17 protein-coding genes and 1 pseudogene are annotated in these 15,137 nt (G+C 41.5%); all 18 read right to left on the bottom strand.

The features are described from left to right. Positions 1-1,083 carry a protein-glutamate methylesterase/protein-glutamine glutaminase gene (locus tag AC0VYC_RS07955; protein ID WP_008344775.1) on the bottom strand — a complete coding sequence of 361 codons (1,083 nt, stop codon included), beginning with the start codon at positions 1,081-1,083 and terminating at the stop codon, positions 1-3. Then, positions 1,080-1,985 (bottom strand): MinD/ParA family protein, encoded by a 906-nt coding sequence (locus AC0VYC_RS07950; RefSeq protein WP_427243679.1) that lies wholly within the window; start codon positions 1,983-1,985, stop codon positions 1,080-1,082. Before AC0VYC_RS07950 ends, AC0VYC_RS07955 begins: the two co-directional genes overlap by 4 nt. Further along, a pseudogene (gene flhF, locus AC0VYC_RS07945) lies at positions 1,982-3,099 on the bottom strand (flagellar biosynthesis protein FlhF). Before flhF ends, AC0VYC_RS07950 begins: the two are co-directional and overlap by 4 nt. Then, complete coding sequence (gene flhA, locus AC0VYC_RS07940) at positions 3,099-5,132, bottom strand: flagellar biosynthesis protein FlhA (RefSeq protein WP_008344782.1); 2,034 nt, start codon at positions 5,130-5,132, stop codon at positions 3,099-3,101. The pseudogene flhF and the gene flhA overlap by 1 nt, the downstream one beginning before the upstream one ends. 29 nt (positions 5,133-5,161) lie before the next feature. Continuing rightward, complete coding sequence (gene flhB / locus AC0VYC_RS07935; RefSeq protein ID WP_041507303.1) at positions 5,162-6,250, bottom strand: flagellar biosynthesis protein FlhB; 1,089 nt, start codon at positions 6,248-6,250, stop codon at positions 5,162-5,164. Continuing rightward, entirely contained in the window at positions 6,247-7,026 is a 780-nt protein-coding gene (gene fliR, locus AC0VYC_RS07930; RefSeq protein WP_007499578.1) for a flagellar biosynthetic protein FliR, read from the bottom strand. Before fliR ends, flhB begins: the two co-directional genes overlap by 4 nt. Before the next feature lie 6 nt (positions 7,027-7,032). Beyond that, the gene (fliQ, locus tag AC0VYC_RS07925) at positions 7,033-7,302 is read right to left on the bottom strand and encodes a flagellar biosynthesis protein FliQ (protein WP_003211206.1); all 270 of its coding nucleotides are present in this window, start codon (positions 7,300-7,302) and stop codon (positions 7,033-7,035) included. 16 nt (positions 7,303-7,318) lie between these two features. Then, a complete protein-coding gene (gene fliP / locus AC0VYC_RS07920; RefSeq protein ID WP_007499580.1) occupies positions 7,319-7,984 on the bottom strand; it encodes a flagellar type III secretion system pore protein FliP in 666 nt (221 codons plus the stop codon). After that, positions 7,977-8,636, bottom strand: coding sequence for a flagella biosynthesis regulatory protein FliZ (fliZ, locus tag AC0VYC_RS07915; RefSeq protein ID WP_024720357.1), 660 nt, complete (start codon positions 8,634-8,636; stop codon positions 7,977-7,979). Before fliZ ends, fliP begins: the two co-directional genes overlap by 8 nt. 18 nt (positions 8,637-8,654) lie before the next feature. Then, positions 8,655-9,017 (bottom strand): response regulator, encoded by a 363-nt coding sequence (locus AC0VYC_RS07910; RefSeq protein ID WP_003212360.1) that lies wholly within the window; start codon positions 9,015-9,017, stop codon positions 8,655-8,657. Positions 9,018-9,044: 27 nt separating this feature from the next. After that, a complete protein-coding gene (gene fliY, locus AC0VYC_RS07905) occupies positions 9,045-10,166 on the bottom strand; it encodes a flagellar motor switch phosphatase FliY (protein WP_007499588.1) in 1,122 nt (373 codons plus the stop codon). Then, on the bottom strand, positions 10,156-11,154 hold the full coding sequence (fliM, locus tag AC0VYC_RS07900; RefSeq protein ID WP_008354483.1) for a flagellar motor switch protein FliM: 999 nt from the start codon (positions 11,152-11,154) through the stop codon (positions 10,156-10,158). Before fliM ends, fliY begins: the two co-directional genes overlap by 11 nt. Before the next feature lie 32 nt (positions 11,155-11,186). After that, positions 11,187-11,615, bottom strand: a complete 429-nt coding sequence (gene fliL / locus AC0VYC_RS07895) for a flagellar basal body-associated protein FliL (RefSeq protein WP_007499592.1) — start codon at positions 11,613-11,615, stop codon at positions 11,187-11,189. Continuing rightward, positions 11,612-11,827, bottom strand: a complete 216-nt coding sequence (gene swrD, locus AC0VYC_RS07890) for a swarming motility protein SwrD (RefSeq protein ID WP_008344794.1) — start codon at positions 11,825-11,827, stop codon at positions 11,612-11,614. The genes fliL and swrD overlap by 4 nt, the downstream gene beginning before the upstream one ends. A gap of 37 nt (positions 11,828-11,864) precedes the next feature. After that, positions 11,865-12,656, bottom strand: a complete 792-nt coding sequence (flgG, locus tag AC0VYC_RS07885; protein ID WP_427243681.1) for a flagellar basal body rod protein FlgG — start codon at positions 12,654-12,656, stop codon at positions 11,865-11,867. 21 nt (positions 12,657-12,677) lie between these two features. Further along, positions 12,678-13,121: a flagellar hook assembly protein FlgD gene (gene flgD / locus AC0VYC_RS07880; RefSeq protein ID WP_144678821.1), complete on the bottom strand. Its 444-nt coding sequence runs from the start codon at positions 13,119-13,121 to the stop codon at positions 12,678-12,680. After that, on the bottom strand, positions 13,121-14,443 hold the full coding sequence (locus AC0VYC_RS07875; protein ID WP_144678822.1) for a flagellar hook-length control protein FliK: 1,323 nt from the start codon (positions 14,441-14,443) through the stop codon (positions 13,121-13,123). The genes flgD and AC0VYC_RS07875 overlap by 1 nt, the downstream gene beginning before the upstream one ends. Then, positions 14,444-15,130, bottom strand: coding sequence for a MotE family protein (locus tag AC0VYC_RS07870; RefSeq protein ID WP_061419077.1), 687 nt, complete (start codon positions 15,128-15,130; stop codon positions 14,444-14,446). It abuts the gene before it with no gap. Positions 15,131-15,137 lie beyond the last annotated feature (7 nt).

The following is a 15,137-nucleotide window of genomic DNA, read 5'->3' as shown; positions in this document are numbered from 1 at the left end:
TCACGCCCTCTCTTTTTTCATGGAGCTTATAATTGCATGTGCGATGTCATCCACATGCCTTGTTTCATGTGCAAGGCCTGCTTTAATGACTGATTTAGGCATTCCGAAAACAACACATGATTCTTCTTTTTCTGCAATGACTTTTGTATGACCGCTTGCGACCATTTTTTTGACACCTTCTGTGCCGTCACTACCCATTCCTGTCATAATGACAGCGATTTTCTCGTAACCTTTTATGTTGCTGATGGATTCAAATAAATAGTTAACAGAAGGTTTGTGACGGCTGTCAGTGTCTTCTGGGGACAGCCTGATCACTAAAGCTGCCCCTTGTTCATGAAGTGACATATTCAATCCACCAGGAGCTATGTAAGCCACTCCATTTTTAGCGATGTCTCCATCTTGAGCTTCTTTGATCGTAATTTGTGATAAATGATCTAATCTAGTAGCCAGCGATGCCGTAAATCCTGCCGGCATATGCTGCACAATCAAAATCGGCGCCTCTATGTCTTTTGGCAGCTTCGTGACGACTCGTTGAAGCGCCCTAGGCCCTCCCGTAGAAGTTCCGATTGAAATAATCTTTCGGAGTGATGAACCGCTTCTTACTTCTTGCAGACGGGGAGCGGCCGCTGGAATTGGACTTGGCGGCTTCATGAACGGCTTAGGAGAAACTTGTTTCTCAGTACGTTTCCTCGACAGGCCTGCCGCAAGTACCCGCTCTACAATTTGACCTCTTACTTTGTGTAAATCGAGCGAAATACTTCCTGAAGGCTTTGTCACAAAGTCAAAAGCACCGAGTTCTAAGCAATGGATGGTTAATTCCTTCCCTTGCTTCGTCTGGCTTGACACCATAATCACAGCAAGGTCGTGTTCAGCCAGAATTTGTTTTAATGCTTCTGTTCCATTTAGAACAGGCATTTCCACATCAAGTGTGACAACATCTGGATTCAATTCCTTAATCCGCTTTAAGGCATCTTCTCCATTTCGCGCCGTTCCGACGACTTCAATTTCTTGCTCGGCACTTAGGAAATCACTGATGAGTTTTCTCATAAAAGCCGAGTCATCTACTACAAGCACTCTAATCATGAGTCCACCTTCCTCCTTTTAAAAAAAGAGGACAACTTATCTATAAACGTATGCTGCTCTCTCCGTGCCTCTCTTATCTGCTGATGATACAGTGTTTCAGCTAGCATTTTAATGGTTTTACTTAGCCTTGAATGAGGCTGCTTCATATAAAATGGCATTTGTTCAGTGACTGCTTTAGGAACAGCAGGATCATCAGGCACCGCCCCAGCAAACACAAGCTTTCGGTGTAGAAAGGATGTCACCACTCCTGCTAATTTCCGGTACGTTTCAGACCCTTCTGACGGGGTTTTACACCGGTTGACGATGATTTGAACAGACTGTTCAAACTGATGAATGGCTAAGTGCTTAATTGCGCTGTAGGCATCCATGATGGATGTTGGTTCTGGCGTTGTCACAACGACCACCTCTCCTGCCGATAAGACAAAGGGGAGTTGATCTTTTGACAAGCCTGCACCCATATCAAAGAATATACAATCAAAGTCATTCAATATTTTCTCCATCTCTTCTAAAAAGAACGACCATTGATCTTTGTCTAAAGAAAACAGCTGTTCAAGCCCGCTTCCTCCAGAAATGTAATACAGATTTTCCGTTCCTTTTGTCATAGCCGCTTGGAAGGATTTTTTTCTAACAAGCACGTCTAATATAGAGCTGGTCGATGTTTTCCCTAGTAAAATATCAATATTCCCCATGCCAAAGTCGAGGTCGATGATGAGCACTTGCTTGCCCGTACTTGCGATAGACAGTGCCATATTCAGCGTTAAATTCGATTTACCTACTCCGCCTTTACCGCTCATGACAGCAATGGTTTTCGCCTGTCCATTCGCACGAAGAGTGTTCGGTACAATCAGTTGATTCTGCTGAACAAGCTTTCTTAAACCTTCGGCTTGGTCAGGCTTCATCATTGTAAGACCATCCTTGTCAAATCAAGGGGGGAACTCTCAAGAATATCCTCAGGCACATTTTGACCATTTGTTAAAAACCCGAGCCCGATTTGAGATTCTGCAATGATTTGAAAGATCGTTCCCATCGTGTCTGTTTCATCAACTTTTGTAAAAATAAATTGATCGATTGGAACGTGTTCAAAACGTTTGACCATGGCTTTCATATCTTGATATTTCGATGTCGCACTCATGACGAGAAAACTTTGAATGCTTTCATCAAATGGAATGATATCTGTCAGCTCTTTGATGTACGCCTCTTCTTTAAAGTTACGGCCTGCTGTATCGATGAAAATATGATCATAGTCTTTAAAGGTCTGCTGTGCTTTCACAAAGTCCTCTCTTGAATAACAAACTTCAAGAGGTGCATTCAGCAGTTCAGCATATGTTTTTAGTTGTTCAATCGCTGCAATCCGGTACGTATCTGTTGTGATAAAAGCAATTTTCTTTTGCTGCTGAATAGCCGTTTTCGCAGCCAGCTTTGCAATCGTTGTCGTTTTACCAGCACCAGTTGAACCAAACAACACAATGTATTTCGAACGAATCATCGGCTCATCAGAAGTGTGAGCCGGAAGCATCCCTGTGAGTAGTTTTTCAAGTTCTTTTTCAATCTGCTCTTCTTTCACAGCACCTTTTGTTAAAAGACCCTTTAAGCACTCATCTCGAATCTCAGTATCAAGACCTTGATCCTTTAGCTTTTGATCCATTTTCATGAGAGAATCCGGCAGATCCCGGCATGGCGTTCGTTTCTTGCATATTCTATAGGCTGAGAATGAGAAGGCGCTGCTTTGACTGCTTGAGCAGCAGCCGGCAGCTCTTGTGTAAGGTGTTGAGTCTGCTCCTTTTTCGGTAACACTGGGATAGGCGCAGCTGCTGGTTGTAATCCTTTACCGGCTCTTTCTTCAAAATCTTGATCCAGCACTGCAATCACTTCGACCATTTGCTGTTTCTTTAAACCGAACAGCTTTCGTTTGACAACGGTTTTCGAATTTAATATGACGGCATCCTTCCCAAGCTGCTGCCTGATTTGGATCGTTGCCTCCTGCATAGAATTCGCTGTGATTTTTTTCATTTTCATTAGATATCCACCACTCCGATGCTCTGTACTTCCACATTTGCTTCTAGTTCGTTATAAGATAGTACCGGTAAATCTGGGAAATATCTTTCTAACAACTGTTTGACGTACATTCTTATAGGAGGTGAGCATAATAGAACCGGCGTTTCTTGACGAAGCGAAAGCTGTTCAATTTCTCTCGCCACTGATTGAATCACACTTTCAGAGGATTCTGGATCTAACGATAAGTAGTTCCCATGCTCTGTTTGCTGCACGCTGTCTGCAATCACCTTTTCGACTCGTCCTGAGCATGTCACGACTTTCAGTGATTCATTTTCTCTTGCATACTGTGCAGTAATCTGTCTTGCAAGTGCCTGTCTAACATACTCTGTTAGCAAGTCTGTATCAGTCGTTAATTTTCCGTAGTCTGCAAGGGTCTCAAAAATGGTCACAAGGTTTCGAATGGAGACCTTTTCTTTCAGAAGCTTTGCAAGTACTTTTTGGATATCCCCGACTGCTAGTGGATTCGGTGTTACCTCATCTACTAGAACTGGATAACTTTCTTTCAGATGATCGATTAATTGCTTCGTTTCTTGGCGTCCAAGCAGTTCATGGGTGTTCTGTCTAATCTTCTCTGTGATGTGGGTAGACACAACAGATGCTGGATCGACCACTGTATAGCCAAGCATTTCAGCCTGATCTTTTTCTGCTTCTGATATCCATTTTGCCGGCAGACCAAAGGATGGTTCGATTGTTTCAATTCCTTCAATCGGATCATCATCAGGCGTTGGAGACATCGCTAAGTAATGATCGAGCAGCAGCTCTCCTTTTGCCACTTCGTTCCCTTTTATTTTGAGCCTGTATTCATTCGGGTTCAGCGCAATGTTGTCTCGAATACGGACAACTGGAATGACAAGACCTAGTTCAAGAGCAAGCTGCCTTCTGATCATGACAATTCGGTCTAGCAGGTCTCCGCCTTGATTGGCATCTGCAAGCGGGATCAACCCGTAGCCAAATTCAAATTCAATGGCATCCATTTGCAGGAGATGAATGACGCTTTCTGGACTTTTCATCTCTTCTACCTCTGCCTGTTCTTCCAGTACTTCTTCAATCTCTTCTTGATCCTGTTTGTTTTTCGACATCATGTACGCACCGAGTGCAAGTAAACCTGCGATCGGCCCTGTCAAAAGTACGCCAATTGGCGTAAACAATCCAAGCAGGAAGATCGTACCTGCTGTGACATAAAGCATGGCAGGGAAGGCAAAGAGCTGACCCGTAATGTCTGAACCAAGGTTTCCGTTAGAAGCCGCTCTCGTGACAACAATCCCTGTCGCTGTTGAAATAAGAAGTGCAGGGATCTGCGAAACAATTCCATCACCCACTGTTAAAAGAGTAAAGTGGGAAGCTGATTCTTGAATCGACATTCCTTGCTGAATCATCCCAATAATGATGCCAAAAATAATATTGATAATAACGATGATAATACCTGCGATGGCATCCCCTTTAACGAACTTACTTGCACCATCCATCGCACCATAAAAGTCTGCTTCTCTTGCTACTTTTTCACGGCGGTTTCTAGCTTCACTTTCTGTCAGCATTCCTGCATTCAAATCTGCGTCAATACTCATCTGTTTACCTGGCATCGCATCGAGTGTAAATCTGGCTGCAACCTCTGATACACGCTCTGCCCCTTTGGTGATGACAATAAACTGAATGATGATCAGAATAAGGAAGACAACCAGACCAACGAGTATATTGCCCCCAACAACAAATGATCCAAACGTTTCTACAACCTTACCAGCATCTCCAGTTGATAAAATAGAACGGGTTGTAGAGATGTTAAGCCCTAAACGAAACAGTGTTAAGAGCAAAAGCAAAGATGGAAAAATGGAAAATTGCAGTGGTTCTTGCATGTTCATTGTGGTGAGAAGCACGATAAGCGCAAGAGAAATATTAATAATGATTAAAATACTTAATAGGATGGGCGGAAACGGTATGACCAGCATCGCCACGATTAAAATAACACTGAATAAAACAGATAAATCTCTTGCTGACATGCCTGTTCTCTCCTTTTAATACCAAAAATTCATAAAATCTTTTGTTTCGTTTTATATACGTAAGCCAAAATTTCTGCGATCGCCTTAAAATACTCTTCCGGCACCGCTTGGTCAATATCCACTTGATCATAGAGGGCGCGGGCGAGTGGCCGGTTCTCTACAGTCATGACATCATGTTCTTTCGCAATTGTTCTAATTTTCAAAGCCAAAATATCTGTTCCCTTTGCCACAACATAGGGCGCGTCCATCTTTTCTTCGTCATATTTCAAGGCAATTGCGTAGTGGGTCGGGTTTGTAATGATGACGTCCGCTTTTGGGACTTCCTGCATCATCCGTCTCATGGCCATTTCCCTTTGCCGCTGTTTAATTTTTGATTTTATGAGCGGGTCACCCTCTGATTTTTTATACTCATCTTTGATGTCTTGTTTAGACATCCGTAAGTTTTTTTCATAATCAAATTTCTGATACATATAATCAAGCCCTGCTAAGATCATGAGAGCACCTGCTGCATATAGACCCATAATCAAGGTCATATTTGCCACGAAATGAAGAGTTTCCTCTGCTGTTAATAAAGGAAGCCTCAGGATATCGTCAAAGTGCATCCAAAGTGCAATAAATGTCGCAAAACCAATTAAACCAATTTTCAAAATGGATTTTAATAGCTCTACGAGGGCTCGAATACTGTATATTCGTTTAAACCCTTTGATTGGATCGAGTTTTTCTAATTTCGGTTTGATTACTTCTGTCGAAAAGAGAAAGCCAACCTGCAAATAGTTACTAATGATCCCTGCCAGCATACCAACACCAAGGATTGGCATGAGGAGGAGTCCTGTTTCCTGAAGCAATTCCACAAATAGTTGATGAATATTAGATGTGCTAACCTTCATTAGCATCGTTGTTGAATAAAAACGTTCAATGAGCGCAATAATACGCTCTTTCATAAAAGGCCCAATAAAAAAGAATGATAAAAAGATTAGTAGAAATGAGATGGCTGTATTGACGTCGGTACTTTTGGCAACCTGCCCTTTTTTACGTGAATCCCGTCTCTTTTTCGGTGTTGCTTTTTCTGTTTTTTCACCTGCGAAAAATTGCAAGTCGAGTCTAAGTCTTGTCGTCATGACGAACCACCGACCAATGCTAAGAAATTCCTCATGGTGAGCACAATCGTTTCAAATGTATTTTGGACGACCCCGAAGATGACACCCATACAAATGATGATCATAATAAAACTCACGCCCATTTTAATGGGCAGTCCAACGACAAATACGTTCATTTGCGGAACTGTACGTGCCACAATTCCTAATGCCAAATCGACTAAAAACAAACTAGCCACAACAGGTGCTGAGATTTGAAAGGCTATGATGAACATTTGGTTGAAGCTCTTTGCAATAAAGTAAGCAAAGGATTCACTACCGAAGTTCAGCGCATACTGATCAACTTGAATATATTGAAAACTGTAATAGATTCCATCAAGCAGCAAATGATGTGCATTTGTTGCCAGCATCAGTAGCAAGGTCACCGTATAAAAAAACTGCCCCATCAGCGGAGTTTGCGCCCCTGTTTGTGGATCAATAATATTGGCGATCGCAAAACCCATTTGAAAATCAATGAATGAGCCGGCAATTTGAACTGCGGACACCATGATATATGCAATCAGTCCAAGCAGAAGTCCGACCATTGCTTCTTTCACGGCAAGCATCATGTAAAGACCGTCGATATCGAGTGCTGGCGGTTCTTTAATGGTGCTAAAACTAATGACAGCCAAAAACAGTGAAAAACCAACTCTGTGAACTGCTGGTATCGTTCGATGCGCTAATAGCGGCACTGTCACGAAAAAAGCGGTGATCCGAATGAAAACGAGAAGAAAGGCAGGAAATAATTCTATGATTGACATCTCTGATTAACCTGCAAATCGATCTAAATTCGAGAACAGCTCTGTTGTAAATGACACAATTGTTGAAAGCATCCACGGACCAAACACAACAAGTCCAATGAGCACTGCAACAATTTTTGGAATGAACGCAAGCGTCTGTTCTTGGATTTGGGTTGTCGCCTGAAACACACTGACAATTAGTCCCACGATTAGTGCGAGCGCTAGAAGCGGCCCGCTGACAAGTAATACAACATACACTGATCTTTCAGCCATCGTAATGACAAATTCTGAACTCATGTTTTAAGCACCTACTCTAAAAGCTTTGCAGCAAAGATTTAACAATCAAATACCATCCATCAACTAATACAAATAACAATATTTTGAAAGGGAGCGATATCATAACCGGCGGAAGCATCATCATCCCCATCGACATCAGGACACTTGCGACCACCATGTCAATAATTAAAAATGGAATAAAAATCATAAAACCAATTTGAAATGCCGTCTTTAATTCTGAAATTGCAAATGCTGGTACCATCGCCGTTAAGGGAATATCTTTAATCGATTCAGGGGTATCCATTTTTGCGTAACTAAGAAATAAAGCCAAATCTTTCTGTCTCGTATGTTTACTCATAAACTCTTTAATTGGCACTTCGGCTTTTTCATAGGCCTGATTTAACGTAATATCATCATTTAAAAGCGGCGTGAGTGCCTCTTTATTAATCTCTGAGAACGTGGGTGCCATAATAAAAAATGTGAGAAACAAAGCAAGTCCTACAAGCACTTGGTTTGGCGGCATTGAGTTGGTTGCAAGTGATGTTCTGACAAACGAAAGAACAATCACAATCCGTGTAAAACAGGTCATTAAAATAAGAATGCCTGGTGCAACTGAAAATACAGTTAACAATAAAAGAAGACGGACAGATGTGCTAATATTCCCTGCGCCACTGGAATTAAATAAATCGATAAACTCATTCATTTTGTTTCGGGCCTTTCTTTCTGACTTCTGATTGGGTCTTTTTCAATTCGGCTAGCTGCGCCTTTAAATTGGCTGAAAAAGAAGAAGTGGTCGGCTGATCGTGTTTCTTCACTTGCGATGTTAATTTTTGCATCATTTTCGGTAAGTCAGTCTTACTTTCCATCGCTTCTTCGTATTGTTTCACAATCGCTTCGCATTCTTGTTCATCATCGATTTCTTTTAGCAGCTGGATTGAGTCTGCTACGCCGACAACTAATACTCGTTTGCCCACTTTGATCAGCTGAACTGAACGATTTTGACCAACCGTCGTTCCGCCAATATTTTCAACATAGCGAAATGGCTTGAGTAAGCGGTTTTGCTTTCCAACAAATCTCACCAATCCGTAAATGAGCAGGATGACAAAAAGTAAGGCACCAATCATTTTGACAAAATCCATAATGGAGACAGAAGAAGAGGGAACTTCTTCTGCCGGATTCGTTTGATTGTCAGTGGTTTTCTTTTCTGTATCCTTTTTGCTTTCTTTCTCATCTTTGAGCCAGTCATTCACTGTGCCATTTTCAGGATCTTTTGTTTCAGCAAACAGTGAGGCTGGCTGCGCTGTCAAGAAAAGCATAAAACTGATCATTGCTATACATATCAAACGTTTTTTCAACAAGTCTTACACCCTTTTTTAGCCTAACGTTTTATTAATTGCTTCAAGTACACGGTCTGCCTGGAATGGCTTCACGATAAAGTCTTTTGCACCTGCTTGAATGGCATCAATAACCATTGATTGTTGTCCCATCGCTGAGCACATAATGATTTTTGCAGAAGCATCGATTTGTTTAATTTCTTTTAATGCTGTGATCCCGTCCATTTCTGGCATTGTGATATCCATTGTGACTAGATCAGGAGATGTTTCTTTAAATTTTTCAACAGCTTGTGCGCCGTTTTCTGCTTCTCCTACTACATCAAATCCGTTTTTTACAAGAATATCCTTAATCATCATTCTCATGAATGCTGCATCATCTACGATTAATACCTTAGTAGCCATTTACTTATTCTCTCCCTATATGTTTGTTTATTTTAAATTAGAAAGTCTTTCAGACTGACTTAAAATGTCAGTCACACGTACACCAAAGTTCTCATCAATGACAACAACTTCTCCTTTGGCGACGATTCGTTTGTTGACCAGAATGTCGACTGGCTCACCTGCAAGTTTGTCCAGTTCAATGATACTTCCAGCGGAAAGTTCAAGTACTTCTTTCACACTGCGCTGCGTTCTTCCAAGCTCCACTGTAATGGAAAGTGGAATATCCATCAGCATATCAAGATTACCGAGCTGACTTGTTGTATGCTGAGGCTCACTAAATGCCTCAAATTCAACTGGCGCCACATTGACTGGTTCTGCCGGCTTTGGCTTCGCCTGTCTTTTCGGCGGTGCCGATTGCTGCATAGGAGCAGATTGTGCTTGCGGAGCAGCCTGCTGTGGTTCAGGTGCACTCTGAGGTGCTTCTTGAACCGGCTCTTCTTCCGCTGGGTCTGTTAATTCTGCAATCAAATCTTTCGCAAACGTAATAGGGTAAAGCTGCATAATATTTGAATCTATGAGTTCACCTATTGTTAATCTAAAGGACACTTTGACAAGCATCTCTTCAGCTGGAATGCGGTCTGTGCCTTCTCCTTCTTTCACATCAAGCAACTCAACGCGAGGCGGAGAAATATCAATCTTTTTATTAAAGACTGTTGACATGGACGTCGCTGCTGAACCCATCATTTGGTTCATCGCTTCTTGTACTGCACTTAAGTGAATTTCACTTAACGACGGGTCAGCATTTGTTCCATCTCCGCCCATCATTAAATCCGCAATGACTGCCGCATCGGTTTGCTGGATGACAAGCAGGTTACTAGCGCTGAAGCCTTCCGTATAATTCACTTCAATCGCAACATACGGATGAGGAAATTCCTCATTCAGCTTGCTTTTTTGAATCACTGTGACAGTTGGAGTTGTAATCTCCACTTTTTGACTTAATAGGGTTGAAAGTGCTGTTGCAGAGCTTCCAAATGATATATTTCCGATTTCCCCAATGGCATCTTGTTCCATTGCAGAAAGGAGTGTATCAGGCTCTATATCGTCATTGCTGCCTCCTTTAAGGAGCGCATCGATTTCATCTTGTGATAATTTACTTCCGTTATTCTCCATCTTCTTCACCTCTTATGTCGTGATCTAGAATTTGAATCGCCTGTTTCCGATTCACGCGGCCGGCCTGTCCCAAGAATTTCGGTTTATTTCCGACCATAACAGTAAGAGGCGCATTTACTGGTTTGTCCAAGGCAATACAATCACCAATTTCCAAATTCAAAAACTCTTCCACCGTCATTTCCGATTGTCCAAGCTCTGCGACTACCGGTATTTTCGCCGTCATAATCCGTTTTTCAATGGCCTTTGTTTCTTCTTGTTTCGGTTCATTTCGTTCAGATTGCATCCAGTAGTGTACAGACAGCTTCGGAATAATAGGCTCTAATACTACGTGAGGAATACAGAGGTTAATAACCCCGCTTACCTCACCAATTTGTGTGTTAAGAGAAATGACGACAACTGTTTCGTTTGGTGACACCATTTGAACAAACTGGGGATTTACCTCGAAATCTGCCATTTCTGGCTCGATGTCGGTTATGGACTGCCACGCTTCTCTGTAGTTTTCCAAAGCTCCCTCAAACATGTTTGAGATAATCTTTGTTTCGATTTCTGTCAGTGATTCTGTCTTATTATGACTAATGCCAATCCCGCCCATCAGCCTATCCATCATGGCATAGCCAATCGTTGGGTTCACTTCAAGCATGATTCTTCCTTCAAGCGGGCTGACGTAAAATAAGTTTAATAATGTCATATTAGGAATCGAACGAATAAATTCTTCATATGGCACTTGGTCAACCGAGCTGACAGAAATTTGAATATATGATCTTAGCTGCGCTGAAAAGTGTGTGGTAAGCAGTCTAGCGAAGTTATCATGAATTCTTGTTAAACTTCGAATCTGGTCTTTTGAAAAGCGCAGTGCACGTTTAAAGTCGTACACTTTCACTTTTTTCGTCGTTTCTTCTTTTTTCAGCTCTTCTGCATCCATTTCGCCTGTTGATATGGCGGATAATAATGCGTCGATCTCATTCTGGGAAAGCACTTCTCCTGACATTTCTTCACCTCCATCGTGTCAATTAATCGCCTCTATTGCAGATTAAAGGAGGTTATATAAACTTCTTTCACCTTGCCATCTTGCAAATAGTTATTCACTTTGTTTTTGACCTGTGTTTTAAAATGTTCTCTGCCTTTTTTGCCATCAAGTTCATCTGCATTCGTGTCTGATAAAATGTCAATCACGGCATCTTTCACTTGGAAGCTTCTTTTTTCAAGCTCTTCTTTGGCTTTTTCTGAATCAGTTTCAATATTTAGTACAAGTTTAACCGCATTTCCTTCAGATTTTAAATTGGTCACAATCTCAGGAATTTCAACAGAAGCTTTTACGACTTCATCTGCTGTTGGCTCTTTTTCTGCTTTTGCTTCGTCTGACCCATTCACCAGAAAGACAATACCTGCTCCAATTCCGACGATAGCAATAATCATGATTAGCATTACTACGACTAATTTCTTCTTCATTCAAACTCCTCTATTCCTTGATTCAATGAAATGACTTGGATTTTTCTATAGAAAGAAATGATTTTCTCCTGAAGCTGCTCTTCATCTTCTTTCACAACGAATTTCTTTCCATTGGCGAGTGTAATGGTCGTGTCTGGAAAGCTTTCGATTTGCTCGATATGGAGAGCGTTGAGCATAAATCCTTTGCCATTTAATCTTGTCACTTCAATCATATTAAGCAGAGAAGCGATAAACCGCTCCCCCTACCTCCTATCGTTTCAGATTCACAAGTTCTTGCAGAATTTCATCAGATGTTGTGATCGTCTTTGCATTCGATTGGAATCCACGCTGTGCGATAATCATTTCTGTAAACTCGTCTGTTAAATCAACGTTTGACATTTCAAGTTTACCTGTTTGGATCACGCCAGTTCCTTGTTCACCAGGAACGATAGGATTACTTGGTGCACCTGAACTTAACGTTTGGCGGTAAAGGTTGTCACCAACTTTGTCTAATCCTGCTGCGTTACTAAAAGATACGAGTGAAATCTGTCCAACATTTCTAGATACGTTGTTTTCAACAACCGAAATTGTTCCATCTGGACCAACACTCACACTTGAAATGCCATCTGGAATCGTTATCTTTTGTCCATTCATTCCAAGAAGGTAATTTCCATCAGTAGTGGTTAAATTCCCCTCCGAGTCACGTCTAAAGTTCCCTGTTCTTGTATAAAGAACTTCTCCTTGACTTTCAATACGGAAAAATCCATCTCCATTGATATAGAAGTCGTAAGGTTCATCTGTATTTTGAGAAGATCCCGGTGACATGACTTTATCAATAGAAGATAAAGCTGATCCTAAACCAACCTGTTTTGAGTTGATTGAACCAGAGTTATTCGTCGGTCCACCAGAACTTGCAATGGTTTGACTGACCATATCTTTAAAAGTGATACGGCTTTTTTTGTATCCATGTGTATTGACGTTGGCCACGTTATTGGCTACAACATCTAATTTTGTTTGGAAGTTTTTCATTCCGCTAATTCCTGAGTAAAGTGAGCGTAACATTTATTTTCCTCCTCGATTTGCTTACGATTTTTCTCCAACAGTTGTAACATCCCATGGGCTGATTTTCGTTCCATCTTCTAAATATAGGAAGTATTCATTGTCTATGTTTTTCACAGACTTCACAGTACCAGATATGTCTTTATCATCTTGTTTGCCCGCTACTTCTTTACCAATCCATCCTACATATGTCGTAAATGGATCTTGGTGTGCAACAAATGTAGACATGATCTGATTCATTTGAGTGATAGATTCGTTCATATTCATTTGCTGTTCTAAAGAAGAAAATGTTGCAAGCTGTGTGACAAACTCACGGTCATCAATCGGGTTTGTCGGATCTTGGTTTTGAAGCTGCGTAAGTAAGATTTTCAAGAACTGATCTCGGCCAAGTGTATCTGTTTTCTTTGCTGCGTTTGAAGAAGTGTCCGCTTGTGCGGCTGTTCTATTCGTCGCATCAACAGTTGCCATTAGATCTCCTCCTCTTCTTCTTCTGATCCAACAAGCGCATCTAGTACATCTTGGAATTCAGCTTCCTGTTCTTCAGGCTGCTGGAAACTTTGTCCTTTTGATGGCTGCTGCTTGCCTTCCTCATTAAATTGTCCAAAAGACGGCTGCTCATTTGACTGAAGCGGTATATGGAAACGGTCAACTTGAACCGACATATTCGGTAGCGCCTGCTTGAGCTGCGGCAGATGATGCTCGAGCAGCTCTTTTGCTGCTTGAGTTGAAGCTGTAATTTTACTCGCATACATCCCGTTTTGTTTCGTTAGCTGGATGGTAATAAACCCTAGATTTTCTGGATTTAATCGTACGGTAAACCGTCCGCTTGAATTGCCAAATGGTGTGAACTTCATTTGTTTCCACGTATTTAAAATCTGCTGATCAACCGTGCCTGGCTTTTCGTCAGTTGTTTGCGTCTGCTGCACAGGAGCAGCTGATTGCAGTTGGAAGAACTGTTTATGCCCTGGAAGCAGCGTATGGGTGATTGTTTTTTCAGAAGCAGGTGCCGTAGTGCCTTGACCTTTGGTGACTTCTTTTTTCATAAGCCATTCAAGTGAGGCAGCACCTTTTGCTGGAGATGAGAAGGAAGATTCTTGCCTTGGAGCAACCATTTCTTTTAACTCTCCTAAGGAAATTTTCCACTCTTTATCTGACCCTTTCGCATTCGCCATCATATGATCGATTAACTGATTAAAGTGTTTCAGCTCGCTTTGCGACATATTATTCAGCTTAGGTGCCGATCCTTGCGAGAAGAACTGCTCTTTTACTTGTTGAATGAGCTTTTCATCTGCTCCGTTTTTCGTTAGAAACTTGATGAAATCTTCACCTTTTGCTTGGATATCCTGTACAAGTTTTGCATCAAAGCTCACCGGCTGCTGATTCAGTATTTGATATAAGAAAAAGTGGACTTGTATGAGCTGTTCACTATGTTCAGCAACTGGCTTCTCATCCTGATCGCCATAGATCACCGATTCCATCTTTTGAAATAGCTCTTCAAGTGACTTTAAGTCAGCCCCCTCAAGCTTTTGCCCTTGCAGCGCCTGAAGTGCCGCAAGAAGATCTCCATCTATTCCTTCTTCAGGTGATTGCATCCATTTTTCAATGATTTGCATCGCATCATTCATGGATAGATTGGTTTCCGCTGGCTGAGAAATAGCTGGACCACTTTGAATACCTGCGCCATTTAACAATTGTTTAAACAGGCCGCGAGCAGATACTGCCCCCTCTCCCTTTAGTCCCGAGAGACCTTGGGAAGATTGCTGTAAGGCTCCAATGTCCAATAGCTTCACTTATTGTCCACCTCCATTTTCACTTTCTTCTTTTTTGGCAAGCTCCTTCGTGAACGTTGCTGCCTTCTGAGGTGTCAGTTTTGCTAATATGTCCGTCAGCTTATTTTTACTCAGCTCTTCAAGGATCTTCAAAGCCTCTTTATCACTTAGCTCTGATAGAATTTTGGCAGATTTTCCTGCATCCATGCTTTCATAAATGCTGGCGACCTTTCCTTTTGATTGCTGATTAGAAGATGCTGACGAATCAGTTGAAGATCCTGATGCGTTATTACTTGATGTTGTACTGTTTGATGAACTGTCACTTGCTGACGTGTTCTCTTTATCAGATGTTTTTTCAAGTGAATTGATTTTTTGATTCAATCGTTTAATCTCTTCATCACTTGTCTTCAAGTCTTTTTGAGCAATTTCAAGTTCATTCTCTTGTTCTTTAATCGTCTTTTTCAACGCTTTCAACTCTGTATCACGTTGATCGTTATTTGAAGATGACGTTTTTGATGTGTCATCTGATCCAACCAAGCTGCTAATCCCTGGAATGTTTTGGAGCGGTTTCTTTAGATCATAACCTGCCATATAAAGGATTGTGCCCGTTACAATCACAAGCACAACCAATGGGATAATGACAATAAACAAGATCCATTGAAATTTACCGCCGCCGCTTGATTCCTTTGTTTTTTCCTTCTTAGGCATTCATCTC

The sequence above is a fragment of the Bacillus sp. iso_77 genome (assembly GCF_056173625.1).
The sequence above is the reverse complement of the archived record's forward strand: the minus strand, read 5'-3'. Positions and strand labels throughout refer to the sequence as shown.

Coding starts and splice junctions, on each gene's coding strand:
- flgD (WP_144678821.1), bottom strand. CDS start 13,121: ATGGCAACTGTTGATGCGACGAATAGAACAGCCGCACAAGCGGACACT.
- fliM (WP_008354483.1), bottom strand. CDS start 11,154: ATGTCAGGAGAAGTGCTTTCCCAGAATGAGATCGACGCATTATTATCC.
- flhB (WP_041507303.1), bottom strand. CDS start 6,250: ATGACGACAAGACTTAGACTCGACTTGCAATTTTTCGCAGGTGAAAAA.
- swrD (WP_008344794.1), bottom strand. CDS start 11,827: ATGATTGAAGTGACAAGATTAAATGGCAAAGGATTTATGCTCAACGCT.
- fliP (WP_007499580.1), bottom strand. CDS start 7,984: ATGAATGAGTTTATCGATTTATTTAATTCCAGTGGCGCAGGGAATATT.
- AC0VYC_RS07870 (WP_061419077.1), bottom strand. CDS start 15,130: ATGCCTAAGAAGGAAAAAACAAAGGAATCAAGCGGCGGCGGTAAATTT.
- fliL (WP_007499592.1), bottom strand. CDS start 11,615: ATGAAGAAGAAATTAGTCGTAGTAATGCTAATCATGATTATTGCTATC.
- AC0VYC_RS07910 (WP_003212360.1), bottom strand. CDS start 9,017: ATGGCTACTAAGGTATTAATCGTAGATGATGCAGCATTCATGAGAATG.
- fliY (WP_007499588.1), bottom strand. CDS start 10,166: ATGGAGAATAACGGAAGTAAATTATCACAAGATGAAATCGATGCGCTC.
- flhA (WP_008344782.1), bottom strand. CDS start 5,132: ATGTCAGCAAGAGATTTATCTGTTTTATTCAGTGTTATTTTAATCGTG.
- AC0VYC_RS07950 (WP_427243679.1), bottom strand. CDS start 1,985: ATGATGAAGCCTGACCAAGCCGAAGGTTTAAGAAAGCTTGTTCAGCAG.
- AC0VYC_RS07955 (WP_008344775.1), bottom strand. CDS start 1,083: ATGATTAGAGTGCTTGTAGTAGATGACTCGGCTTTTATGAGAAAACTC.
- flgG (WP_427243681.1), bottom strand. CDS start 12,656: ATGTTACGCTCACTTTACTCAGGAATTAGCGGAATGAAAAACTTCCAA.
- fliR (WP_007499578.1), bottom strand. CDS start 7,026: ATGTCAATCATAGAATTATTTCCTGCCTTTCTTCTCGTTTTCATTCGG.
- fliQ (WP_003211206.1), bottom strand. CDS start 7,302: ATGAGTTCAGAATTTGTCATTACGATGGCTGAAAGATCAGTGTATGTT.